The organism is Mammaliicoccus sp. A-M4, assembly GCF_022386955.1.
GTDB lineage: Bacteria > Bacillota > Bacilli > Staphylococcales > Staphylococcaceae > Mammaliicoccus > Mammaliicoccus lentus.
The window spans coordinates 52,779-76,455 of sequence record NZ_JAJNHH010000008.1; the positions used below are offsets into that span (position 1 = coordinate 52,779).

The window sequence follows — 23,677 nt, forward strand, 5'->3', positions numbered from 1 at the left end:
GTTTATTATGAAAAATTTATCACAATGGTCTTCTAATATTGGATTTATATTAGCAAGTGCGGGATCAGCTATTGGGTTAGGTGCTGTATGGAAATTCCCATACATGGCTGGAACTTATGGCGGGGGTGCATTTTTATTCATCTTCATCATATTTACACTACTAGTTGGTTTACCACTACTATTAAGTGAGTTTATATTAGGACGATACGGAAAGACTTACTCAACAAATATATTCAAGAAAGTTTCTGGTAAGTCTTCTTTCAATTTAATCGGTTGGCTTGGTAATTTAACCGTGTTTGTATTATTTTCTTTCTATAGTGTTATCGGCGGTTGGATTATTTTATATATTATTAGGACGTTATTGGATAGCGTTGGTTTAACGCATTCCAATGAATACGGAAATATCTTTAATGATTATATTTCAAATCCACTCTTCGCATTAGCAAGTCAATTTGCGTTTATATTTATCACCGTTATTATTGTTAGTAAAGGCGTAGAAAAAGGCATAGAAAAAGCATCAAAAATCATGATGCCACTATTGTTTTTATCATTTTTAATCATTATCATTCGATCTGTAACTTTAGACGGCGCTTTAGAGGGTATCCAATATTTCCTTACTCCTAAAATAGCTGATTTAAGCTCTGAAGGTGTGTTATATGCTCTTGGTCAATCCTTCTTTGCCTTATCACTAGGTACATGCGGAATGATGACATACGCTTCATACTTAGACAGAAAAACGAATATCGTTAAAAGTGCTAATGCAATTGTATGGATGAACATCGGTGTATCAATAGCAGCAGGACTAGCAATATTCCCAGCTATTTTTGCTTTTGGTCTAGAACCCAACCAAGGTCCTGGATTATTGTTCATCATATTACCACAAGTTTTTGATCAAATGTTTTTAGGTTCATTATTCTATTTATTATTCTTATTATTGTTCTTGTTCGCAGCAATTACATCATCAATATCATTGCTCGAATTAAATATATCAAATATCACAAAAAACAATAATGATTATAGAAAGAAATGGGCTTATATTATTGGCGGGCTTGTGTTTATTTTTGGGATACCTTCCGCTTTATCAAATGGATTGTTGCAAAACTTAACATTTGGTGTCGGTACATTCTTTGATAACATGGATTATTTAGTAGCTAACATTTTAATGCCTATAGGAGCTTTCGGTGTCACAATATTTGTTGGTCACATTTTTGATAAAACTACTATTATGAAAGAGTTGAATATGCAAGATAGTAAAAAAGGACGACTCTTCGTTAACACTTGGTATTTCTTAGTTAGATTTGTTTTACCAATTATTATCATCGCAGTATTCATCGGACAACTATTATAGGATGAACATATTAAAATCAATAGATAGTCATTTTTAGGAACTAAAATGTGTAATTGTCACGATTTTATAAAAAATAAGCATCTCACTTTCAAACTGAAATAATCAGTTAAGTGAGATGCTTTTTATTTTAAAGTATTCCTATCCATTTCCAATAAGTCATACTCATTATAACTATTAATATATAACCGATGACGGTAATTGGTACACCTGTTTTAATAAAATCTTTTACTGTGAATGTCTCTGTACCATATGCGAGCATATTTTGTGGTGAACTCACTGGTAATAAGAAACCAAAACTAATAACAAATTGCTGGATTAATACGAAACCAATCGACTGATCTCCTAAATCTAGCGTTTGTGTTAATGCGATAAATACAGGAATCAGTGCTGAAGAAAGACTCGTTGCACTCGCAAACCCTAGATGTATAAGAATATTAAATAGTGATATTAAAGCAATGATTGCAATTAAAGGCATATGATTTAATCCCATCAAACCGAATGTTTTATCACTTAACCATTGTGCTGCTGTTGTTTCTAATAAAACAGTTCCTAAAGATATTCCTATACCAAATACAATAACAGTTCCCCAAGGGATTTTCTTTTCGACATCTTCCCAAGTAAATACTCCTATTTTAGGTGTAAGCATTATTGCTAAAGCGATGATTGTAATGGAAGATGAGTCTATAGGATGCAGTAATTTTTCTGTAGACCAGAATAATAGTAATAAAACGGAAATAGTGATGAGTCGCCATTCTCTTGCTGATATAGGACCTAGTTCTTTTAATTGTTTTTTAACTAATTCTGTCCCGCCTTCGATTTCCTTTTCTTCAGGTTTAATAATTGTAATCATCACAAAGTATAAGACAACTGACATTATAATAGACCATGGTGCTGCATATAAGAACCATTCGCCCCATGATATATCTTGCCCCATAGATTTATTAATAAATCCGATTGCGACTATATTCTGTGCTGCTGCAGTCTTTATACCAATATTCCATATTGATACTGAATGGACTGCCGTTATAATCAGTAAAGCAGCTAGCTTACTGTTTTTAGACGTATTGAATGCTGCAATCATACCTAATAGTATAGGTACGACTGCGCCTGCTCGTGCTGTAGCTGAAGGAACAAAGAATGCCAATATTATTGAAACAACTATAGCTCCAATAACAATTCTATTAGTCTTATTTCCTACAACTGACAGAACTTGCAATGCTAAACGTTTATGCAAGTTTGTCACTTGCATGGCTGTTGCGAGAAAAAGCGCTGCAGCAACAAGCGCAACTGCAGATCCTGAAAATCCGCTTAAGGCCATTTTTAAAGCATTACTCGTTCCTAATAAAGCATCTCCTTCAACAGCTTTACCATCCACCGCGGGATTACCTAATGAATCAGCTAAATCTTGAACTGGACTAAAACCAGTTAATAATACAATAAGACCAACAATCATTACAGCTGATACTGGATATGTAACTGCTTCTGTAACCCACATAATGACGGCAAAAGCTAATATTGCCAGTGCGCACTTAGCCATAATAGGTAAATCGTTAGGTGTTGGTAATAATAATATTGTGATTAGTACAATAAAACTAATGATAATCCAAATTGGTTTAAAAGCTTTTTTCTCTGCATTTTTTGACATCGACAACAGCTCCAATTTATTGTTTATTATTCTATTTTCCTAAATAGTAACATATTTCTTATTGGGATATAACGAATTATTTAACTAATACTTGAACTTTATCACAAATACATGTAATGTATTAAGGGAAGCGTGACGGTTGTCTGTCGGCAGACAACCCGACCTATAGAAAACACTGTTATATAAAGGATGAGGCATAGAAATGTTAACAAAAGAATTCTCAGCTAAGGTTGGTCTTAGCGAAAAGCAAGTTAGAAAAATTGTACAGCACTTAGAAGATAGAGGTTATCAGCTTTCTAAGACGGAATATCGTGGAAGAGAAGCTACAGATTTCCAAGAAGAAGATATTGAATTATTCCAAGAAATTGCTGAAAAAGTGAAAGAAACTAACAGTTATGATCAAGCTTTTGAAACTTTAGAAAAAGAAAAAGATTTCTTACAAGTTCTTGTGAAAGATGAACCTACTCAACAAACGCCTGAACTTCAACAATTAATTGATGAATTAAGAACTGAAGTACAACATATGCGTAGAGAAAGACAAATGTTAGGCGAAATGCTACAACAAGTACATATTACACAACAAAAATTAGAACAAACTTTAGCTTTACAAGCGCCACAAGAAACTCAAAATAGTGAGCCAACTGAGAATACTAACGTAGCGGAGAAAGAAACTACTCAAACTGAAACTTCTCCTAAAGAAGAAGTTGAAGCGATTACAACTCAATCTGTTAAAACTGAAGATATAGATGAGACACCTTCTAAAGTAACTGTAGCTGCTGCAGAAGTATCAAAAGAAAACAACGAACAAGATGACGATAATAAGCAAGCTTCAGCAGAAACTAAATCTGAACAATCTGAAGAAGTTAAAGCAGAAACTAAAGAAACTGCTAAAGAGTCTTCAGAAAAAGAAGAAGTTAAAGAAGAAGCTAAAGATGACAAAGAAGAGTCTACTACTTCTGAAACTTCAAACGATGAAACAGTTGTACCACTTACAGCAGAAAGCAATCAATCAGAAGAATCTCCAAAAGAAGAACCAAAGAAAAAAGGTTTCTTCCAAAGATTATTCAATATATAATATTTTAAAAACCTAGAAGACATATATCTTCTGGGTTTTTTGTTCCAAAATTTACTAAATCATTTTGACTTATGTTAAGTTTTTGTAAATTTATGGGCTTTTATTGTAAATCAAATTTCCACTTTGATATATTAAAAGCTAATCATACACAGATAAATACGATTAGGGGTGCTCCATTAAGTGGAAACATTATATTTTGAAAACATAAAGTACAATGACTTGATAATAAACAATAATCAAACTGTTAAAATTCTTAAAGACAATATCGACTTCTATATTCATTTGAATTTAAAAGAAAACAACGAACAATTAATTATTTTCTCTAACGGTGCTATCGATCCTAATAAAAGTAAGCCACCAGTTTTTATGAGACATTCATGGCACGAAGACTTTAATGCAAGTTGTATTTTTATTGATGATAGAACTGTTCATAATAATAACTTGAGAATCGGTTGGGGTGTTGGCAGCGAAGATAGACATTATTTAATGGATTATAGTGATATTGCTCAAATGATTGCAAATACGCTAAGTATCCAACCTGAAAACACCTATTATTATGGTTCATCAGCAGGAGGTTTTATGTCCATGTATCTTGCCACGTTACATAAAGATACTAAAGCCATTGTTAACAATCCTCAATGTTATGTTGATAAATATGATCAAACCAATGTAAATAAGCTTTATACATCTATATTTCCTGACTATTCAACAGAAGAAATCAAGAAGAAATATGCTATTAGGTTATCTATTACTAGTTTGTTTAGACAAAAAAACTATGTTCCAGAAATCTATTATGTACAAAATAGGTTATGCTCATCAGATATGAAAAATCAGTTTAATCCTTTTTGTAATATGTTGGACAGATATGATATAGATAGTGCTAATATAAAATTTATCCTCTACAACAATTTAAAATCAGGTCACGCTCCCCTTCAACGAGCCGGAACAATAACGCTTGTAAATCGAATAATTGAAGGAAATCAAATGACGTAAGACTAGAGATGAAAAAGCTTAATATAAGTGCATTTGTATTCTAATTAGCTACCGCCAATATAAAGAATCAGGCTGGGACATTTATTTATGTCCTAGTCTGTTTTTATGTCTTTTTAACTTGATTTTTATTCTATGTCGTTTATCCTAAATATAATTACTATAAAGGAAAGCGAGGATATCTATGATGGCTTACTCAACTTCCGAAATCTCTGAAGCCTTAAATACAATAAACGCTACTATTACAAATTGTGAAAAGATGCTCGGTAAATTTGATGAAAATACATCTCAACACTCGCTTTTAATTAACAGAATACAAGCTTTGAAAACTTCTAAAGGTGTTATAACATCAACTGAGTATTACGATAAAATCAAGCTAGAAGAAGCTTTACCGCCGATAGAATCTATTATCAACAAATCATCTAAAGCACAAATCAAACACAATAAAGAAAGCTCGACATACAAACTATTACAAAAGCATATACACGCAATGAAGATTGCTCAAATTTTTATATATGCAAATTTAAAAAATAAATAGGTTAATTTTTGTAAATTTTATGTTAACCTATACGAGTACTGTAAAAAAATCGATAAATTCTTAAAGTAGAGGAAAAAATTATGAAATTCACAAAAGAAGAATGGCGTAACACAGATTTCAAATTAAACATGGATGTCAGTCATTTAAACTTAGATGAAATCATCAGCTTAAATGATAATTTAACTACTACAGAAATAGACGAAGTATATTTGCCGTTAATTAACTTTTTGACAAACAAAGTTAAATTTCACAAAGACTACTCACAGAACATCAATACAAAATTACTCAACAAAAATAACACACCACCATTTATAATTGGTGTCTCAGGTGGCGTATCAGTAGGTAAAAGTACCGTTTCAAGACTACTCTTACACCTACTCCAAGAATATAATCCTGATTGGAAAGTCGACCTTATCACAACAGATGGGTATATTATGCCCAAACAAGAACTGATTGATAAAGACTTACTTTCTAAAAAAGGATTCCCTGAAAGTTATGATACAAAAATACTTATTGATCACTTAAAACAAATAAAAGAAAATGAACCAAATATACCAACATACACATATTCACATATCACATATGACAGACTTAAAGAACAATATCATTACGTTGATTGTCCCGATATCCTTATAATCGAAGGCGTAAACATATTCCAAGTGAATCCACACGAAGAAGAACTTGTAAGCGACTATATCGACTATAAAATTTATTTAGACTCAACAATAGATAACATGAAAAAATGGTATCTCAATCGCTTCTTATTACTACAAGAAGAAGCCTTCCAAAAACCAGATTCTCATTTCTACAGATACCGTGATTTACCTAAAGAAGAAGCAATCAAAATTGCTACAGAAATTTGGGAAGATATAAACGAAGTGAACTTAATAAAAAACATTTTACCAACTAAAAACAGATCAGATCTCGTATTGTATAAGAGTGAAAATCATGTAATTGAAAACTTAAGATTTAATAAATTTTAGATATCAAACCCCTCTAGTATCCAAAATAGAGGGGTTTGATATCTATTTAAATACCTATTTACCAACTTTCACAAGAGGTCCTTCCGTCTTATATATTTTTGTGTAATAGCTATGAAATTCACTATTAAGTTTCTTTCCCATTATTATAGGGTATCGAATAGTTATAATTTTGTGGTATTAGTTTAAAAATACCACGAAATAAAAGTCTCAAAATGGTATTTATAGATTAGGTGATTAATATGCAAATATTTAGAGTAAGTCCGAATCATGAAGTCAGTGCAAAATATCTAGACAATAGACGCTTATCTAAACAGATACTGGAGCTATATCAAATTATTAGAGTATGCTTGGCTCATATGGAACTAATTGAAGGAAACACAAAGTATATACACCATCCAATTGTTCAACATGTTTATAATGATGGTAATCCTTATATTATAGATACTTTCCAATTGTTAAAAGAGATGAATAAAGAACATATTCGTAGAGGTGGAAAAAGATCAGAGTCATTTAAACAAGATTTATCAAATTTAGCACTAATCATTGATAAAAATCGTAGTCATTTTTCTGATGAAAACTTACCTCCTATTTACGTCTATGGTAATGATAAAATATACGGAGACACAGCTTACGAAGAATATATTAAATTATTATATTATAAATGGCAAAATGACAAGATACCGGCAAGATGCAACTGTTTGATTAATGTTTAGGAGAATTATTATGAATGATTTAATTACAGGTAAAAGAGGTGTGGTTAATCATTATGAAAAATAATAAAAACAGTGAATTATTATGGGCTAAGCATAAATATGAAGTCATGTGGCACAGTCAAAAATACTATTTAAGCATTCGAGAAATGCTAAAATCACCTGTCACTTTAGACGAAATAGAAAGTGAAATAAATAAAGCTAAACAGATTACGCCAACTAAAGGTTCTATAATAAACACGTATGACCATATGTGGGGATACTTCAAAAAAATCTCAGATAAAGAAGAAAAAACAACGTATTTATTATTAAAAGATCAATTTCTTAACGGCAATATAGAACCAAAAGAATTGCTTCATTTTATAAAATTTTTAAGCGAAAAATACCAAACCAACTATATTCTAAATTCGACTATTATTAGTGAATTAGAAATATAGTGTTATAATTTATTATTATTCTACTTCTTCTCAATATCTTTAAAGTAAGTTTTAAGAAATATTTCTTCAAGTTTTGATTCAATTGTCATTCGTGTTCTTTCACATTGGTTGTTAAACTTTAATCTGAAATATAAAGTTTTAAACATATCAGTTATATTTTTTTGAGCTCTATAATATTTTACTCCAGTATAGTCTAATTGATTTAATTTAACTTGAATATCATTTATCCAGTTACTTAAATCTATATCAGAGAACCCTGTTTCTAATAATGATTCAATTATGAATACTTGCCTCTCATCTTCATCATCAATATATGGTAGAGAATCTTTTGTTAACTTGAAGAGATTATTACTAATCAAATTCATAACCATACTGTTATAATTCTTTAAATAAAAATCAGATTTTATACAAGCAACTATTAAATCCGACCCATGTGCAATACTATGCGCCCATCCTTTATTGTGTATATAACCTCTAATATCTTGCTCTTTTTCATAATAAAAAATCGCTGCATTAAAAATTTCATTGTAAGTATCTCGTTCAAAAGTTTTACTTTTAATATCATTTTCTACTATAGAAGCAAGTATTAAAGAACTAAAACTTCTTAAAAATACACTATCAGAATCATCATTACCCAAGTTTATATTTAAATTTCTCAAGCTCATATACAATATTTTATCTATTTGAATATCAGTTAATTTATTATTTAAAATTAATAAACAAATTATTTCAGTAGTCTTTTCACGAATATCAGAATCTGTGTTGCCTACATTATTCATTAATTCACTTAGCACTGAATCTGAAATGTTATCATGTAACAAATTACTTTCAAATAATTTTAATACCTCTTTTATATCCAATTCTCATCCCCACCCGACAAAATAATTATATATTTTATAGCTTTATAAATCCATTATATATTTTATAGCTTTATAAATCCATTATATTATAATATTTATAAAGGATGCGCTCTTATTTTAGATATAATATTATCTAAGAGTTATCTTAATAATAGAAAAATGCCTTACTGGCAATCGAGATAGAGTAAGGCATAGTGATTATAAAGCAACAGTAGCCATATATTACGGATAAAATGGTAAAAGATATGATGAATAATTAGAGGGGATAGAAAGTTGAAATGGGTAGAAAGCCAAAGTTAAACTATGAAGAACAAATCAAAAAATTAAAATCTTTAGGTATTTTATTTAACGAAATAAAAGAGAATGAAGCTAAAGAAATATTGAAAAATAACACATACTTTTTTAAACTATCTTCATTCAGAAAAAACATACCTAAAGATAGTAGTGGAAATTATAATTTTGAATTTTCCGCACTATCAGATCTCGCAACTTTAGATATGAGGTTACGTTACATGTTATTACCAATGTGTTTAGATATTGAACATTCTCTAAAAACTGATATTCTTGAAAAAATAACTAATGATGATAAAGAAGATGGTTACCAAATTATGCAAGATTTTATCAATAATCATCAAGGCGATCTAAATAAAATTTTTACTACTGTTATAAAAAGAGATAATACAGTTATGCCTAGTTTTCAAAAATACTACAATGATCCTCCAGTATGGGTATGTTTAGAATTAATGCCTTTCGGACAATTTTCTGCATTTGTAGAATTTTATTCCGCTAGAACTAATGACGATAAATTACGAAAAGCTGGTAAGTTCATTAAATTCACTAAAAATGTTAGGAATAAATGTGCCCATAGCCAGCCCTTAATGCTTAATTTAATCCCAAGATATAAATTAAAAACTGAAAGAGAACTAAAAAAACTTGGTCAAAAACAAGGACTCTCAGAAATCAATCTAAAAGTATTACCAATTATAGATATACTCTCATTATTTATATTACATTCGAAGTATTGTAGTGATAGTATTAAAAACAATAGAAAAAATGAATTATTAGCATTCAAAGAACGTAAAAATAGAAAATATAAGCATTATAGAAATGTACCATCCCTTTCTTATTTTTTTCTATCCCTCAACAAAATGATTGACTATTATGTCAAGAACAATTAGTATTATATATAAGGAATGAGACAATTGTCTCCAAGAGATACTTTTTAAAATCTCTTGTTTATTATGAAAGAACTTTGTTCTTTCCGTTTTAAGAGGTTGACCGAGAGGTTGCCTCTTTTTTTATGCTTAAAATATCAACTTTCTCACACGTTGCCCTTTTTCTGCCCTTTTTTCCATAAATTCAAACACAAAAATAACCCTCTAGCCTGATTGCTAAAGGGTCTTGCTATACGTTATATATTATTGTTCTTCTTTAACGTATGGTAATAAAGCCATGTGACGTGAACGTTTAATAGCTATTGTAAGCATACGTTGGTATTTCGCTGAAGTACCTGTTACACGACGTGGTAAGATTTTACCTCTTTCTGAGATAAATTTCTTAAGTAAATCTGTATCTTTGTAGTCGATATGTGTAATACCATTTGCTGTGAAATAGCAAACTTTTTTACGACGACGACCACCTCTTCTTGGTCCACCTGCCATGATTGTGTTCCTCCCTTCTCGTTAAGTTTATATATAAACGTTTAAATCAACTGTTTAGAACGGCAAATCATCATCACTGATATCAATTGGTCCATTAGCATTTGCAAATGGGTTACTTGATTGTTGATTATTATTTGACTGTTGTTGATTTGAAGGTGCTTTTTGGCCTTGTTGGTTACCGCCAAAGTCTTGTCCATAGTTTTGGAATTCGTTATTATTTTTCTGGTTGTATGATTGGTTATCATTACCTGATTGACGTTGGTTTGCGCCTTTAGGTTCAAGGAATTGAACGCTATCACAAACAACTTCAGTTACATAAACACGACGACCTTCTTGGTTCTCGTAGCTACGAGATTGTAAACGACCTTCAACACCTGCAAGACTACCTTTAGATAAGTAATTGTTTACATTCTCTGCGGGACGTCTAAAAACGACACAGTTGATAAAGTCAGCTTCTCTTTCACCTTGCTGATTCGTAAAAGTACGATTAATAGCTAAAGTAAAAGTAGCAACTTGAACGCCTGAGGGTGTTACTCTGTATTCCGGATCTTTAGTTAACCGACCGACTAATACAACACGATTAATCATTTAATCTCCCCCATATCTTAAAAATTAAAATTATTTTTCATCTTCGCGTACGACAATGTGACGAATGATATCGCCAGTGATTTTTGATAAACGATCAAATTCATTGATTGCTTCATCATTTTCAGCCTTAATTCTAACGATATTGTAGAAACCTTCTGCGAAGTCTTGGATTTCATAAGCTAAACGACGTTTACCCCAATCCTTTTCTTCGATGATTTCTGAACCGTTTGAAGATAAAACGCCTTTGAAACGCTCAACTAAAGCTTTTCTAGCTTCGTCTTCGATATTTGGACGTACTACGTACATTACTTCATATGTTCTCATCAATTTACACCTCCTTGTGGTCTATGCGGCTTAATATCTTTTGTATTAAGCAAGGAATAATTTTCATTACTCACAATCAAGAATTATAGCACACAGCATTACTTTTTACAATCATTTTTTACACGTTAAATCTGAAGTGAACGACGTCTCCATCTTTCATTAAATAGTCTTTACCTTCAAGTCTAACTTTGCCCGCTTCTTTAGCTCCAACCATTCCATTATTACTTAATAAGTCATCATAACTTACTGTTTCTGCCCTAATAAATCCTCTTTCGAAGTCTGTATGAATAATTCCAGCACATTGTGGGGCTGTCATACCTTCTATAAATGTCCAAGCTCTTACTTCTTGTTCACCTGCTGTAAAGTATGTTGCTAATCCTAATAGGTTATATGAAGCTCGTATTAATTTATCTAGACCTGCTTCTTCTACACCTAAATCTTCTAAGAACATTTCACGGTCTTCATCATCTAATGTTGCAAGTTCTTCTTCTATTTTCGCTGAAATAACAATAACTTCTGATCCTTCATTATCTGCGTATTCTTTGATTTGTTTCACATATTCATTGTCTTCAGGATTTGCTACTTCATCTTCAGCTACATTTGCTACATATAACATAGGTTTTGCTGTTAATAAGCTTAAATGTTTTAAAATAGTTTTTTCTTCGGCTGTAAACTCTATGCTTCTTACTGGTTCATTATTTTCTAATGTTTCTTTAATTTTTGCTAATATTTTTTCTTCGGCAACAGCTTCTTTATCTTTTTGTTTCGCCATTTTCGCGACTCTTTCATAGCGTTTTTCTACTGACTCTAAGTCAGCTAACACTAATTCCATATTAATAACTTCTATGTCATCAATTGGGTCTACTTTACCTGAAACGTGCGTAACATTTTCATCTTCAAATGCACGTACAACTTGACATACAGCATCTACTTCACGGATATGTGATAAGAATTTATTCCCTAATCCTTCACCTTTAGAAGCACCTTTAACGATACCTGCTATATCTGTAAATTCAAAAGCAGTTGGTACTGTTTTCTTTGGTTTAACTAATTTAGTTAATTCTTGTAAACGATGATCCGGCACCTCTACGATACCAACGTTTGGATCAATTGTAGCGAAAGGATAGTTTGCCGCTAATGCTCCCGCCTTTGTTATTGCGTTAAATAATGTAGATTTCCCAACGTTTGGTAAACCTACGATACCAGCTGTTAATGCCATTTTATTCACCTTGTCCTTTTTCTAATATTTTTTTGATTTTTTTATCAAATTCTTGCCTTGGTAACATTATACTACGTGAACAACCTTCACATTTAATTCTAACGTCTGCTCCCAATCTTATGATTTTAAATCTATTGACGCCACATGCATGTTGTTTTTTCATTTCTACAATATCATTTAAGTCATATGATTTTATCATGAAACAGCCTCCATTTTAGATATTTATTGAATATTATTTGGATTATATGAAACCATAGTTGGTATTGGTGATTGTATGCCTTCTTTATCGAAGAATGATTTTATTTCTCTTCTTAAAATACGTGCACCTGTACCATGTGCGTTTGGTTCTGTTTCTCCTGCAATTTTTATAGTAGCTTCACCTGCTGTTACAGTTTCTACTCCTAATATTTCAGGTTCATTAACAAAAATTGCATATTTTTCTTTTATAGTTGGTAAAAACACTTCTAATTTTTGTTCTACTTTATCTAGATCTTCTTTAATAGAAACAGGTATTTCTACAATAGCCATACCATTGTGAATTGAGAAGTTTACTATTTCGTTCATAGTTCCATTTGGTAAGATTGTTAAATCTCCTTCAAAGGATAAGATTCTTGTTGATCGCATACCAATAGATTGTACAGTACCTTCTGCTACTGTTGTCCCAGTCGTATTAATTTTTACATAATCTCCGACGTCAAATTGATTTTCAAATATAATAAAGAATCCTGTTATGACATCTTTTACTAATGCTTGTGCACCAAAACCGATTGCTAAACCGACTACTCCAGCTCCGGCAATGATACTTTCTACTCTAATCCCTAAATTACTTAAGATAGTTGTAGCAACAATAAACCAAACTACGTATGAAACTACATTCTGTAATAAGTTTACCATTGTTTTTGCACGTTTGTTAGACTTCCCTACCCGCTTCGTTCCATATTTAGTAGTGAAGAATTTTTCTATTAATTTATGCAATATTTTAATGATTATAAACGCGAGTATAATATAAAATAAGCCAATAAATATCTGTTCTATCCATTTCTGCCAATTGTCAGGGTTCATAAATGGATCAATTAATTTATGGATGATGTTGTTTATTTTTTTCAATTTTGCACCTCTTTACTGTTCTAACAATAATTCTATTATTCTTTTATACTCAGATTCTGAATTGAATTCAAGTGATATCTTGCCAGACTTTTTCGTTTTATGAATATCAATATTAGTTCCAAATTTTTCTTTTAATTGATACTCATGTTTCATAATAAATTGCGGCTTATTTTGATGAGCTTTACTTTTTGGTTTTCCTTTTTCATTTAAGAGCTTCACATGCTCTTCCAACGCCCTAACACTCATATGTTCTTTGATGACTTTTTTGGCCACTTCAACAATGTTATGTTCTTTTTCTAAACCTAGTAGCGTTCTTCCATGTGCACTAGATAACTGATCTTCATTAATCATATTTTTAACACTTGGTGGCAGATTAAGTAGCCTTAAGATATTTGCGATGTATGATCGTGACTTACCTAATCTATCAGCAACTTGCTGTTGTCTCAAGTTTAATTCTTCCATCATCGTCGCATAACTTTTCGCTTCTTCTAAAGGTTTTAAATTTTCTCGTTGCAGATTTTCGATAATGGCTAATTCTAGCATTTCTTCATCTGTTAAGTCTTTAATAATTGCTGGGACAGTCTGCTTACCGGCTAATTGACTAGCCCGAAAACGCCTTTCACCTACAACAATATCGTACCCTTTAATCGTTTCTCTGACGACGATAGGTTGTAACACACCATGCTGTGAAATGGATTGGGTTAAATCTTGTAATGCTACTTCATCAAAAAACTGTCGTGGTTGATAAGGATTTCTTCTTAATTTATCTAATGGAATTTCAATAATTTGATCACTACTATGGTTATAAGAAATTTTTTGAGTTAATTCATAATTTCTTTCTTTCATTTCATCACCGCGTCTATCCTTTAATTTGTTTCACGTAAAACATGCACACTAAATTATAACAATTTTAAACACCTTATGCACAAAAGAAAAATTAACGGATAAATTAAAATATTCAGAAAAGTTGTTGACAAAAAAATAAGCGCATAGTAATGTGTAATATATCAACAACGAAATAATAATTAAAAGCACGATAAAAAGGAAAGTAAATCTTAGCACTGCAATTAACAGAGAGTTCCTATTTGCTGAAAGGGAATATTGAAAGAAAGATTGAAAATGGCCTTGGAGTGGTGACATCGATATTGAGGTGTCAACGGGATCGCCCGTTATAGCGATACAGTATTAAAATCTCTTATATTGATGGCGTACTGGAAATTTTTTGTACTATTCCTTTTCTGCCACTGTATATTTTATTAAGAGATGGCGTACTTATAGAGGTGATGTCAGCAATGTCATTACAAACAAAGGTGGTACCGCGAGCTAAGCTTTCGTCCTTTACATCCGAGTCATTTCGGGTTTAAAGGACGGAAGCTTTTTTTATTTTTATATTTAATTAGGGAGGAAGGCAATTATGAAATCTACTCAACTCGCTCAAATTTCATTAACAAAAGATCGAACGGGAGCAACAACAAATCCAATTTATCTTTCTACAGCTTATCAACACGAAAAATTAGGTTGTTCTACTGGATTTGATTATACAAGAACTAAAAACCCAACTCGCTCACAATTTGAAGAAGCTTTTGCAAAACTTGAAGGTGGAAAATACTCATTTGCAACTTCAAGTGGTATGGCTAGCATTCAATTGATTTGTAACTTATTTAAACCAAATGATGAAATACTTGTTTCTTTTGATTTATATGGTGGCACATTTAGACTTTTTGAATTTTATGAGAAACAATACAATATTAAATTTAAATACATCGATTTTTCAAATATTGATGAAGTAAATGCTTCTTTAACTGAAAATACTAGAGCATTCTTTATCGAACCAATATCAAACCCGTTAATGTTCTCGGTTGATTTAGATCCATTGTATGCAATATCCCAAGAACATAACATTTTAACAATCATTGATAATACATTTTTAACACCGTATCTATCAACTCCATTAAAAGATGGTGCAGATATCGTTTTACATTCTGCTACTAAATATATAAGCGGACACAATGATGTATTAGCAGGTGTTGTAACAGTAACAGATGATAACTTAGGTGAATTACTCGGACAATTTCACAATATGATCGGCGCTACACTTTCACCGTTCGATAGTTATTTACTAGTACGTGGTTTGAAAACCTTACATCTAAGATTAGACCGTGCTACAGAAAACGCTCGAAAATTAGCTGAGTCACTTCAATCAGTAAACAGCATAGAAGAAGTTCTTTATTCAGGAAGAACAGGCATGTTAAGCATCAGATTGAAACAAGACTATAGCGTAGATCGATTTTTACAAAATATAAATTTATGTATTTTTGCTGAAAGCCTAGGTGGTACAGAAACGTTCATCACTTTCCCGTATACGCAAACGCATGTTGATATGGCTGATGAAGAAAAAGACAAACGTGGCATTGATGAATACTTACTTCGTCTATCAATAGGAATTGAAGATTACGAAGACATCTACCAAGACATACTTCAAGCTCTGAAAAAATCAAAAAAAGAAGGAGTGTCATTATGAGCTATTCAAAAGAAACTTCATTAATTTTAGACTCAACTCGCGGACATGAACATTTATCAAGTAACCAACCATTATATTATTCATCAACATTTCACCAACATACACTAGGTGAAAATCAAGAATTTGATTATGCAAGAAGTGGAAATCCAAATAGAAAGTTGCTAGAAGAAAAATTAGCTAAATTAGAAGACGGTCAGTATGGATTTGCTTTTAGTTCAGGAATTGCAGCTATCACTGCAGTGTTTCTCACATTAGAACCTGGAGACCATGTTATTTTGCCGGATGATGTATACGGCGGTACTTTTAGACTAACCGAACAAATTCTTAAAAAATTTAAAATCGAATTTACAACAGTTGACCAGACTGATTTAAACCAAGTTGAAAACGCAGTTCAACCTAATACAAAGCTCATCTACGTTGAAACACCTTCCAATCCACTATTTAAAGTGACAGATATTGATGGAGTTGGACAGATAGCACGACGTAACGATGCACTATTGGCAGTTGATAACACATTTATGACACCACTTGGACAGTCACCTCTTAAATTAGGCGCTGACATCGTTGTTCACTCTGCTACTAAGTTTTTAGGCGGCCATAGTGATTTGATTGCAGGAGCAGTTGTCGTGAATGATCTTAAATTAAAAGAAGATATTTATCTCATTCAAAATGGAACAGGATCAGGTCTAAGTGTGTACGATTCATGGACACTTGCAAAGCATTTAAAAACATTACCAATTCGATTTAAACAAAGTGTTCATAATGCTGAACAAATATATAGATATTTAATAACAAATGAAGCGATTGAAACTGTTTATTATCCAATTACTAATGACACACACCTAAGACAAGCTAAAAATGGTGGTGCTGTTATTGGATTTAGACTTAAAGACGAGTCAAAAGCACAGTCATTTGTAGATCATCTCAATATTCCACTTGTTTCAGTTAGTTTAGGTGGTGTCGAAACGATACTTTCTCATCCTGCTACAATGAGTCACGCTGCAATACCAGAAGAAATTAGAGCAGAGCGTGGTATTACTAACGGTTTGTTCAGACTCTCAGTCGGATTAGAAGATGTCAAAGAATTGATTACAGATATCGATTGGGCATTAAAGGAGGCTATATATGAAGATGAAAGAGGCGTTGAAGAACCGTATCTTAATAGCTGACGGAGCAATGGGTACAATCCTTTATTCAGAAGGATTAGATACTTGTCCAGAAAGCTATAACTTAACACATCCAAAAAAGATAGAAAAAATACATCGCTCCTATATAGAAGCAGGAGCTGATGTTATTCAAACCAACACATACGGTGCTAACTTTGAAAAATTGCAAATATATAATTTAGAGCACCGCGTCAAAGATATACACAAAGAAGCAGTACGCATCGCTAAAAGAGCAAGCAATGAAGACACATTCATACTAGGAACTGTTGGTGGTTTTCGAAACATAAGAAAAAGTGACTTATCCATTGAGTCCATTCAATACCATACAGAAATACAAATTGAGACTTTAGTAAATGAAGGTGTGGATGGCATACTTTTTGAAACATATTACGACTTAGAAGAATTACTCGCTGTATTAAAAGATACTAGAGCAAAATATGACTTACCGATTATAGCTCAATTAACAGCAAGCAACACGAATTTCTTAAGAAATAGTACACCTATACCGGATGCTTTGCAGTCTTTACTCGATGCAGGAGCAGATATTGTTGGACTGAATTGTCACCATGGACCTTATCATATGATTCAAACTTATAAACATATTGATATTCCTAAAGATGCATATCTTTCATGTTATCCAAACGCAAGCTTACTTGATTTAGAAGAAAATGAACTTAAGTATAGCAATAACGCTGAATACTTTTCAAAATCTGCTAAAGAACTTGTAAATCAAGGCGTCCGCCTTATCGGTGGTTGCTGTGGTACTACGTCAGAACACATTAAGAAAATCAAAGAAGTCGTAAAATATTTAAAGCCTGTACATCATAAAAATGTAATACCGATAGAAACAAAGAAATATCAAAAACAAGATAAACAAGAACCTAGCATTACCGAACTCGTTAGCCAAAAACCTACCGTTATCGTTGAATTAGATACACCAAAGCATCTAGATACAGACAAGTTTTTCAAAGGTGTTAAAGCTTTAGAAGATGCTGAAGTAGAAGCGATAACACTTGCTGATAATTCTTTAGCTAGCGTTAGAATTTCTAACATTGCTGCAGCAAGTATTATTAAACAAAACTATAAAATTAGACCCCTCGTACACTTAGCTTGTCGAGATAGAAACTTAATCGGTCTACAATCTCATTTAATGGGGCTATCGCTTTTAGGAATTAATGATATTTTAGCAATCACAGGAGACCCTTCTAAAGTAGGGAATTTCCCAGGTGCAACAAGCGTATTCGATGTTAATTCAAATGGTTTAGCAGAAATTATACAACAGTTTAATCAAGGTATTAACGCAGACGGAGCATCGCTAAGAAGGAATTCAAATTTCTCAGTAGCTGGAGCATTTAATCCAAACGTTCGAAGATTAGAACCAGCAGTGAAACGACTAGAGAAAAAACTAGATTCAGGCATTGAATATTTTATTACTCAACCTGTTTATGAACCTGAAAAAATAAAAGAAATATACGAAGCAACTAAACATCTAGATGCACCAATATTTATAGGAGTGATGCCAATAACCAACTATAATAACGCACTGTTTTTACACAACGAAGTACCCGGTATCAAATTATCTGAAGGTGTTCTTAATGCCTTTGAAAAAGTCAAACATGATAAAGAGGCAACTAGAGCACTTAGCATAAGTTTAAGTAAAGAATTAATCGACACGATTCACCAATATTTTAATGGTCTGTATTTAGTCACACCATTTTTAAAATATGATATTACAGTTGAACTTGCACAGTATTCAAAATCCATAACTGGTACACAATCTAAGGAGGCAATATTATGACAATTAAAACAGCAAATTTAGGATTCCCAAGACTAGGTAAGAAAAGAGAATGGAAAAAGGCAATTGAAAGTTATTGGTCAAATAAAATAGACAAAACTGAACTTGATCAAACATTACAAGATTTACACAAAGAAATTTTAACAATCCAACAAAATCATCATGTTGATCAAATACCTGTTGGTGACTTTTCACTTTACGACCATGTTTTAGATACATCATTATTATTTAATATCATTCCAGAACGTTTTCAAGGTCGCGAAGTAGATGATGATTTACTATTTGATATTGCTAGAGGTAACAAAGAGCATGTAGCTAGTGCTTTAATTAAATGGTTTAATACTAACTATCACTACATCGTTCCTGAATGGGATAATGTAACACCTCAATTAAATCGTAATGTATTACTAGATAAATTTAATTTTTCAAAAGAATTAGGTGTAAATACTCATCCAGTTATTTTAGGACCTATCACTTACGTTGCACTTTCAAAAGGCGGAAACCAAACTTTTGATGAGAAAGTCAGAACATTACTACCTTTATATAAAGAAGTATTCCAAACGTTAACAGAAGCTGGTGCTGAATATATACAAGTAGATGAACCTATTCTTGTTACAGATAAAGCTAATGAATTACAAGAGATCACAGAAGAAGCATATGCCTTCTTTAATAAAGAAGCTGCTTCAACTAATATCGTATTACAAACATACTTTGAACGCGTTGATTTGAATTTCGTTGGTAAATTACCTGTATACGGATTTGGGTTAGACTTCGTTCATGATAATGGTTATAACTTAAAACAAATCCAAGACGGACTATTCCCTAAAGAAAAAGCTTTATTTGCTGGAATTGTAGACGGTCGAAACGTTTGGTCAGCTAATATTGAAGAAAAGAAATCATTGATTGAAACTTTACAATCTTATACTGACGAACTTGTTATTCAACCTTCATCTTCTTTATTACACGTACCAGTTACATTAGAAGAAGAAACTTTAGATGATTCAATACGCGATGGTTTAAGTTTCGCTACAGAAAAATTAGATGAATTATACGCATTAAAACAATTATTTAATGAACAAGATGATACTTTATATAACCAATTAAAAGAACAATTTGAACGTTTTGAAGGTCAATCATTCAAACAATTAGAATATGATTATGAAGCTGTTAAATCAGAGCGTGCAACACCATTTAAAGAGAGAAAAGTATTACAAGATCAATTATTAAATTTACCTGACCTACCTACAACTACGATTGGTTCTTTCCCACAATCTAGGGAAGTAAGAAAATATCGTGCTGACTGGAAGAACAATAGAATTACTGATGCACAGTATCAAGAGTTCCTTGAAAATGAAATTAAACGTTGGATTGAAATTCAAGAAGATATTGGCTTAGACGTACTTGTTCATGGTGAATTCGAACGTAATGATATGGTTGAATTCTTTGGTGAAAAGTTAAATGGCTTCTTAGTAACTAAGTTTGGATGGGTTCAATCTTATGGATCACGTGCTGTAAAACCACCAATCATATACGGTGATGTTAAATGGACAGCTCCATTAACAGTTGATGAAACATTATATGCACAAAGTTTAACGGATAAACCAGTTAAAGGTATGCTTACTGGGCCTGTTACAATTTTAAACTGGTCATTTGAGCGTGTTGATATTCCAAGACGTGAAGTACAAGACCAAATCGCGCTTGCTATTAACGAGGAAGTGCTAGCACTTGAAGACGCAGGTATTAAAATTATACAAGTTGATGAACCAGCATTACGAGAAGGCTTACCGCTTCGTTCAGAATATCATGAAGATTATTTAGATAAAGCAGTACATTCATTTAAATTATCAACATCATCTGTTCAAGACTCAACGCAAATTCATACGCATATGTGCTATTCTCAGTTCGGACAAATCATTCATGCTATTAAATCACTAGATGCGGATGTTATTTCAATAGAAACTTCTAGAAGTCACGGTGATTTAATTCAAGATTTCGAAGACATCACATATGATTTAGGTATTGGTTTAGGCGTTTATGATATTCATAGCCCACGTATTCCAACAGAAGAAGAAATTACAGTTGCTATCAATAGAGCACTTAAAGAAATTGATCGTTCATTATTCTGGGTTAACCCAGATTGTGGTCTAAAAACAAGAAAAGAAGACGAAGTTAAAGAAGCTTTAAATGTGCTTGTTCGTTCAGTTGAAAAGCTACGTCAAGATAACACAGTCAAACAACCAAATTAATCAAAATAAGAGGTGATGTTATGTCATATCCATTGTGGGAATCACTGAGCCAACTAAAGAAATATAAATGGGTCGATTTAACGCATACTTTTGATTCTGAATCTCCACATTTTTCATCATTTGAAAATGCTGAAACAAAAACTTTATATCAAGTGAAAGATGATGGATTCTTTGCTCAATCTTGGCAATTTGCAACACAATATGGCACACATATAGATGCCCCTATTCATTTTGTAGAACATAAACGTTATCTACATGAATTAGGTTTACAAGAAACGGTCTTACCTTTAATAGTACTAGACTTCTCAAAAGAAGTTGAACAAGATGCAGACTTTAGATTAACAAAAGAACATATCCTTAAATGGGAAGCTGAGAATGGTCAAATTGAACAAGATACATTTGTCGCTTTTAGAAGTGATTGGTCTAAACGTTGGCCAGATAAAGAACAATTTGAAAATAGAGATGCAGATGGAAACGAGCATCTACCAGGTTGGTCATTAGATGCCTTGAAATATTTATTCGAAGAAAGAAAAATAAAATCAATAGGACATGAAACGTTCGATACAGATGCTTCTATTGATATCCGTAAACATAACGACATCGTAGGTGAACGTTATGTGCTCGGTTTAGATACATTCCAGATAGAACTGTTAACCGGATTAGATGAACTACCAACACGTGGTTCAGTCATTTTAGCCATTAGTCCAAAACCTAAAAATGCCCCCGGATTCCCTGTCCGAGCATTTGCTATTAGCCCAAGTTAATAGCACACTGCCATATAGTATTTTTGAGCGAGTATTATATGGCAGCCCCTTACCTATATTAAATAAATACGTAACAAAAAAGCAGAACCTTTCGGTGGAGATCGAAAGGTTCTGCTTTTATATTAATATTTAGGTGTTGTTGGTGATAAAATTTGATGATCAATTTCAAATTCTGTTTCACTATTTTTACGATATATATAATAGAAATACATCGTCCATAGTATCGTTAAGCCAGCTGATAACCAATAACTAAGCGATAAATCTATACCTAAACCAATTGGCTGACTTAAAATATATGTGAATATATTCCACGTCATAAAGAGTGCCGGTATTAAAGCTACATAGAAGTTCTTATTAGATAACAATAGATACATCGTACCAATCCATAACGCCACAGTTGCAGTTGTTTGGTTAGCCCACGAGAAGTATCTCCATAAAATTGTGAAATCTACTGTAGTTAGAATAAAACTAATCACAAACATTGGAATTGCTATTGCGAATCGTTTCCAAACTTGCTTTTGACCGAAGTTGAAATAATCAGCAAGAATCATTCTTGCACTTCTAAACGACGTATCACCACTAGTAATTGGCAATACAATAACCCCTAATATTGCAAGCGTGCCAAATACTGAGCCTAGTAACATAGTAGATGCTTCACTCACTACAAGCGCCGCTTCCCCTTTTGCTAGTACTTCTTGAAGTCCACCATAACCACCGAATAAACTCATAGCAGCAGCAGCCCAAATCATAGCGATAATTCCTTCTGCAATCATCATGCCATAGAATATCATACGACCATTTTTCTCACGATTTGTCGTTCTAGAAATGATTGGAGATTGAGTAGCATGGAAACCTGATAAAGCCCCACAAGTAATCGTAAAGAATAATAGTGGGAAGATAGGCGCTGAATCAGGATGCATATTCTTCAACGTTAATTCAGGAATTTCTGCACCAGTCATCAACAATCTAATGAAAATACCAACAGCTGAAATCATTAGAATAAAACCAAATATCGGATAAACTTTACCAATAATTTTATCAATCGGTAAAACTGTTGATAAGAAATAATATAAGAAAATCACAAATATAATAATACCTAAAGCTATTCTACCGTCCATTAACGAATGTAAAAGTAACGCCGGACTCGTAACAAAAACTGTCCCTGTAAGTAATAACAATAACAATGTAAACACGTTTACAAGGTGTTTCATAACATTACCTAAAAATTTACCCGCCAATTCAGGTAAATGAGCCCCTTTATTACGTATAGAAATCATACCTGTTAAATAATCATGCACTGCTCCTGCAAAAATTGATCCAAGAACAATCCATAAAAACGCAACTGGACCATATAAAGCGCCCATAATAGGTCCAAATATCGGTCCAACACCTGCTATATTCAACAATTGTATTAATGAGTTCTTATTCGTCGACATAGGAACATAATCAATATTATCACGTTGGTCATGAGCAGGAGTCGGACGCTCCTCTTTAACACCAAACATTTTTTCAATATATTTACCATATGTAAAATACCCTATAATTAACAAAGCAATTGATACTAAAAATGTTATCATGCAAAATCCCCCTTTTGTTTGCAAACGCTTTCAAATCAAAGTATAAATTATATATTAGTAAAAAACAATACTTAAAAATAATTAATCACTACTTATACGATTGGATAAGTAATAATAAAAAAC

The 23,677-nt window shown here is 32.2% G+C and carries 23 protein-coding genes and 1 other annotated feature; of the genes, 13 read left to right on the forward strand and 10 right to left on the reverse strand.

Annotated features, from left to right (window positions below; translation table 11 throughout):
* The first annotated feature begins 7 nt into the window (after positions 1 to 7).
* Positions 8 to 1,348: a sodium-dependent transporter gene (locus tag LQ682_RS08275; RefSeq protein WP_016999215.1), complete on the forward strand. Its 1,341-nt coding sequence runs from the start codon at positions 8 to 10 to the stop codon at positions 1,346 to 1,348.
* 127 nt (positions 1,349 to 1,475) lie between these two features.
* On the opposite strand, the gene LQ682_RS08280 is transcribed toward LQ682_RS08275, so the two are convergent.
* The gene (locus LQ682_RS08280) at positions 1,476 to 2,993 is read right to left on the reverse strand and encodes a DASS family sodium-coupled anion symporter (RefSeq protein ID WP_016999214.1); all 1,518 of its coding nucleotides are present in this window, start codon (positions 2,991 to 2,993) and stop codon (positions 1,476 to 1,478) included.
* 202 nt (positions 2,994 to 3,195) lie between these two features.
* Here LQ682_RS08280 and LQ682_RS08285 point away from each other — a divergent pair, with 202 nt between their 5' ends.
* The 6 genes from LQ682_RS08285 (at position 3,196) to LQ682_RS08310 (ending at position 7,726) form a co-directional block, all read left to right on the forward strand.
* Complete coding sequence (locus LQ682_RS08285; RefSeq protein ID WP_182093677.1) at positions 3,196 to 4,068, forward strand: hypothetical protein; 873 nt, start codon at positions 3,196 to 3,198, stop codon at positions 4,066 to 4,068.
* 180 nt (positions 4,069 to 4,248) lie between these two features.
* Positions 4,249 to 5,061 (forward strand): alpha/beta hydrolase, encoded by an 813-nt coding sequence (locus tag LQ682_RS08290; RefSeq protein ID WP_016999212.1) that lies wholly within the window; start codon positions 4,249 to 4,251, stop codon positions 5,059 to 5,061.
* Positions 5,062 to 5,245: 184 nt separating this feature from the next.
* Positions 5,246 to 5,596, forward strand: a complete 351-nt coding sequence (locus tag LQ682_RS08295; RefSeq protein ID WP_202800468.1) for a hypothetical protein — start codon at positions 5,246 to 5,248, stop codon at positions 5,594 to 5,596.
* Positions 5,597 to 5,676: 80 nt separating this feature from the next.
* Positions 5,677 to 6,579, forward strand: a complete 903-nt coding sequence (coaA, locus tag LQ682_RS08300) for a type I pantothenate kinase (RefSeq protein ID WP_016999210.1) — start codon at positions 5,677 to 5,679, stop codon at positions 6,577 to 6,579.
* Positions 6,580 to 6,818: 239 nt separating this feature from the next.
* Complete coding sequence (locus LQ682_RS08305; protein WP_064211273.1) at positions 6,819 to 7,292, forward strand: pyrimidine dimer DNA glycosylase/endonuclease V; 474 nt, start codon at positions 6,819 to 6,821, stop codon at positions 7,290 to 7,292.
* A gap of 53 nt (positions 7,293 to 7,345) precedes the next feature.
* Positions 7,346 to 7,726, forward strand: a complete 381-nt coding sequence (locus LQ682_RS08310; protein ID WP_064211272.1) for a YbgA family protein — start codon at positions 7,346 to 7,348, stop codon at positions 7,724 to 7,726.
* A gap of 20 nt (positions 7,727 to 7,746) precedes the next feature.
* Here LQ682_RS08310 and LQ682_RS08315 read toward each other — a convergent pair whose 3' ends face one another.
* Positions 7,747 to 8,586, reverse strand: a complete 840-nt coding sequence (locus tag LQ682_RS08315) for a DUF2785 domain-containing protein (RefSeq protein ID WP_182093676.1) — start codon at positions 8,584 to 8,586, stop codon at positions 7,747 to 7,749.
* A gap of 278 nt (positions 8,587 to 8,864) precedes the next feature.
* On the opposite strand from LQ682_RS08315, the gene LQ682_RS08320 reads away from it, so the two are divergent.
* The gene (locus LQ682_RS08320; protein ID WP_182093675.1) at positions 8,865 to 9,764 is read left to right on the forward strand and encodes an Abi family protein; all 900 of its coding nucleotides are present in this window, start codon (positions 8,865 to 8,867) and stop codon (positions 9,762 to 9,764) included.
* Positions 9,765 to 10,004: 240 nt separating this feature from the next.
* Here the strand turns inward: LQ682_RS08320 and rpsR are convergent, their stop codons facing one another.
* The 7 genes from rpsR to LQ682_RS08355 all read right to left on the reverse strand — a co-directional run bounded on the left by rpsR (position 10,005) and on the right by LQ682_RS08355 (position 14,331).
* Positions 10,005 to 10,247, reverse strand: coding sequence for a 30S ribosomal protein S18 (rpsR, locus tag LQ682_RS08325; protein WP_016999205.1), 243 nt, complete (start codon positions 10,245 to 10,247; stop codon positions 10,005 to 10,007).
* Positions 10,248 to 10,301: 54 nt separating this feature from the next.
* Complete coding sequence (ssb, locus tag LQ682_RS08330; RefSeq protein WP_016999204.1) at positions 10,302 to 10,835, reverse strand: single-stranded DNA-binding protein; 534 nt, start codon at positions 10,833 to 10,835, stop codon at positions 10,302 to 10,304.
* A gap of 30 nt (positions 10,836 to 10,865) precedes the next feature.
* Positions 10,866 to 11,159: a 30S ribosomal protein S6 gene (gene rpsF, locus LQ682_RS08335; RefSeq protein ID WP_016999203.1), complete on the reverse strand. Its 294-nt coding sequence runs from the start codon at positions 11,157 to 11,159 to the stop codon at positions 10,866 to 10,868.
* Between the two features lie 118 nt (positions 11,160 to 11,277).
* The gene (gene ychF, locus LQ682_RS08340) at positions 11,278 to 12,378 is read right to left on the reverse strand and encodes a redox-regulated ATPase YchF (RefSeq protein WP_016999202.1); all 1,101 of its coding nucleotides are present in this window, start codon (positions 12,376 to 12,378) and stop codon (positions 11,278 to 11,280) included.
* 1 nt (position 12,379) lies between these two features.
* Entirely contained in the window at positions 12,380 to 12,577 is a 198-nt protein-coding gene (locus LQ682_RS08345; protein ID WP_016999201.1) for a DUF951 domain-containing protein, read from the reverse strand.
* Between the two features lie 23 nt (positions 12,578 to 12,600).
* Complete coding sequence (locus LQ682_RS08350) at positions 12,601 to 13,485, reverse strand: mechanosensitive ion channel family protein (protein WP_016999200.1); 885 nt, start codon at positions 13,483 to 13,485, stop codon at positions 12,601 to 12,603.
* A 12-nt stretch (positions 13,486 to 13,497) separates the two neighbouring features.
* Complete coding sequence (locus LQ682_RS08355; RefSeq protein WP_016999199.1) at positions 13,498 to 14,331, reverse strand: ParB/RepB/Spo0J family partition protein; 834 nt, start codon at positions 14,329 to 14,331, stop codon at positions 13,498 to 13,500.
* A gap of 181 nt (positions 14,332 to 14,512) precedes the next feature.
* Positions 14,513 to 14,827 (forward strand) — a binding site (T-box leader).
* Positions 14,828 to 14,899: 72 nt separating this feature from the next.
* Here LQ682_RS08355 and LQ682_RS08360 point away from each other — a divergent pair.
* From LQ682_RS08360 to LQ682_RS08380, 5 genes are read left to right on the forward strand one after another with little or no spacing between them, the layout of a single operon-like run.
* Complete coding sequence (locus LQ682_RS08360) at positions 14,900 to 16,006, forward strand: PLP-dependent transferase (protein ID WP_064204290.1); 1,107 nt, start codon at positions 14,900 to 14,902, stop codon at positions 16,004 to 16,006.
* Positions 16,003 to 17,175, forward strand: a complete 1,173-nt coding sequence (gene metC / locus LQ682_RS08365; protein ID WP_016999197.1) for a cystathionine beta-lyase MetC — start codon at positions 16,003 to 16,005, stop codon at positions 17,173 to 17,175. Before LQ682_RS08360 ends, metC begins: the two co-directional genes overlap by 4 nt.
* On the forward strand, positions 17,132 to 18,970 hold the full coding sequence (locus LQ682_RS08370) for a bifunctional homocysteine S-methyltransferase/methylenetetrahydrofolate reductase (protein WP_182093674.1): 1,839 nt from the start codon (positions 17,132 to 17,134) through the stop codon (positions 18,968 to 18,970). The genes metC and LQ682_RS08370 overlap by 44 nt, the downstream gene beginning before the upstream one ends.
* Entirely contained in the window at positions 18,964 to 21,213 is a 2,250-nt protein-coding gene (metE, locus tag LQ682_RS08375; protein WP_026023621.1) for a 5-methyltetrahydropteroyltriglutamate--homocysteine S-methyltransferase, read from the forward strand. Before LQ682_RS08370 ends, metE begins: the two co-directional genes overlap by 7 nt.
* Positions 21,214 to 21,233: 20 nt before the next feature.
* The gene (locus tag LQ682_RS08380) at positions 21,234 to 21,977 is read left to right on the forward strand and encodes a cyclase family protein (RefSeq protein ID WP_103268566.1); all 744 of its coding nucleotides are present in this window, start codon (positions 21,234 to 21,236) and stop codon (positions 21,975 to 21,977) included.
* A 122-nt stretch (positions 21,978 to 22,099) separates the two neighbouring features.
* Here LQ682_RS08380 and LQ682_RS08385 read toward each other — a convergent pair whose 3' ends face one another.
* Positions 22,100 to 23,554 (reverse strand): carbon starvation CstA family protein, encoded by a 1,455-nt coding sequence (locus tag LQ682_RS08385; RefSeq protein WP_016999193.1) that lies wholly within the window; start codon positions 23,552 to 23,554, stop codon positions 22,100 to 22,102.
* Positions 23,555 to 23,677: the final 123 nt, after the last annotated feature.

Excerpts from the sequence above, each read along its gene's own strand:
- LQ682_RS08275 (WP_016999215.1), top strand. The coding sequence starts at position 8 with ATGAAAAATTTATCACAATGGTCTTCTAATATTGGATTTATATTAGCA.
- LQ682_RS08280 (WP_016999214.1), bottom strand. The coding sequence starts at position 2,993 with ATGTCAAAAAATGCAGAGAAAAAAGCTTTTAAACCAATTTGGATTATC.
- LQ682_RS08285 (WP_182093677.1), top strand. The coding sequence starts at position 3,196 with ATGTTAACAAAAGAATTCTCAGCTAAGGTTGGTCTTAGCGAAAAGCAA.
- LQ682_RS08295 (WP_202800468.1), top strand. The coding sequence starts at position 5,246 with ATGGCTTACTCAACTTCCGAAATCTCTGAAGCCTTAAATACAATAAAC.
- coaA (WP_016999210.1), top strand. The coding sequence starts at position 5,677 with ATGAAATTCACAAAAGAAGAATGGCGTAACACAGATTTCAAATTAAAC.
- LQ682_RS08305 (WP_064211273.1), top strand. The coding sequence starts at position 6,819 with ATGCAAATATTTAGAGTAAGTCCGAATCATGAAGTCAGTGCAAAATAT.
- LQ682_RS08310 (WP_064211272.1), top strand. The coding sequence starts at position 7,346 with ATGAAAAATAATAAAAACAGTGAATTATTATGGGCTAAGCATAAATAT.
- LQ682_RS08320 (WP_182093675.1), top strand. The coding sequence starts at position 8,865 with ATGGGTAGAAAGCCAAAGTTAAACTATGAAGAACAAATCAAAAAATTA.
- rpsR (WP_016999205.1), bottom strand. The coding sequence starts at position 10,247 with ATGGCAGGTGGACCAAGAAGAGGTGGTCGTCGTCGTAAAAAAGTTTGC.
- ssb (WP_016999204.1), bottom strand. The coding sequence starts at position 10,835 with ATGATTAATCGTGTTGTATTAGTCGGTCGGTTAACTAAAGATCCGGAA.
- rpsF (WP_016999203.1), bottom strand. The coding sequence starts at position 11,159 with ATGAGAACATATGAAGTAATGTACGTAGTACGTCCAAATATCGAAGAC.
- ychF (WP_016999202.1), bottom strand. The coding sequence starts at position 12,378 with ATGGCATTAACAGCTGGTATCGTAGGTTTACCAAACGTTGGGAAATCT.
- LQ682_RS08345 (WP_016999201.1), bottom strand. The coding sequence starts at position 12,577 with ATGATAAAATCATATGACTTAAATGATATTGTAGAAATGAAAAAACAA.
- LQ682_RS08355 (WP_016999199.1), bottom strand. The coding sequence starts at position 14,331 with ATGAAAGAAAGAAATTATGAATTAACTCAAAAAATTTCTTATAACCAT.
- LQ682_RS08360 (WP_064204290.1), top strand. The coding sequence starts at position 14,900 with ATGAAATCTACTCAACTCGCTCAAATTTCATTAACAAAAGATCGAACG.
- metC (WP_016999197.1), top strand. The coding sequence starts at position 16,003 with ATGAGCTATTCAAAAGAAACTTCATTAATTTTAGACTCAACTCGCGGA.
- LQ682_RS08370 (WP_182093674.1), top strand. The coding sequence starts at position 17,132 with ATGAAGATGAAAGAGGCGTTGAAGAACCGTATCTTAATAGCTGACGGA.
- LQ682_RS08380 (WP_103268566.1), top strand. The coding sequence starts at position 21,234 with ATGTCATATCCATTGTGGGAATCACTGAGCCAACTAAAGAAATATAAA.
- LQ682_RS08385 (WP_016999193.1), bottom strand. The coding sequence starts at position 23,554 with ATGATAACATTTTTAGTATCAATTGCTTTGTTAATTATAGGGTATTTT.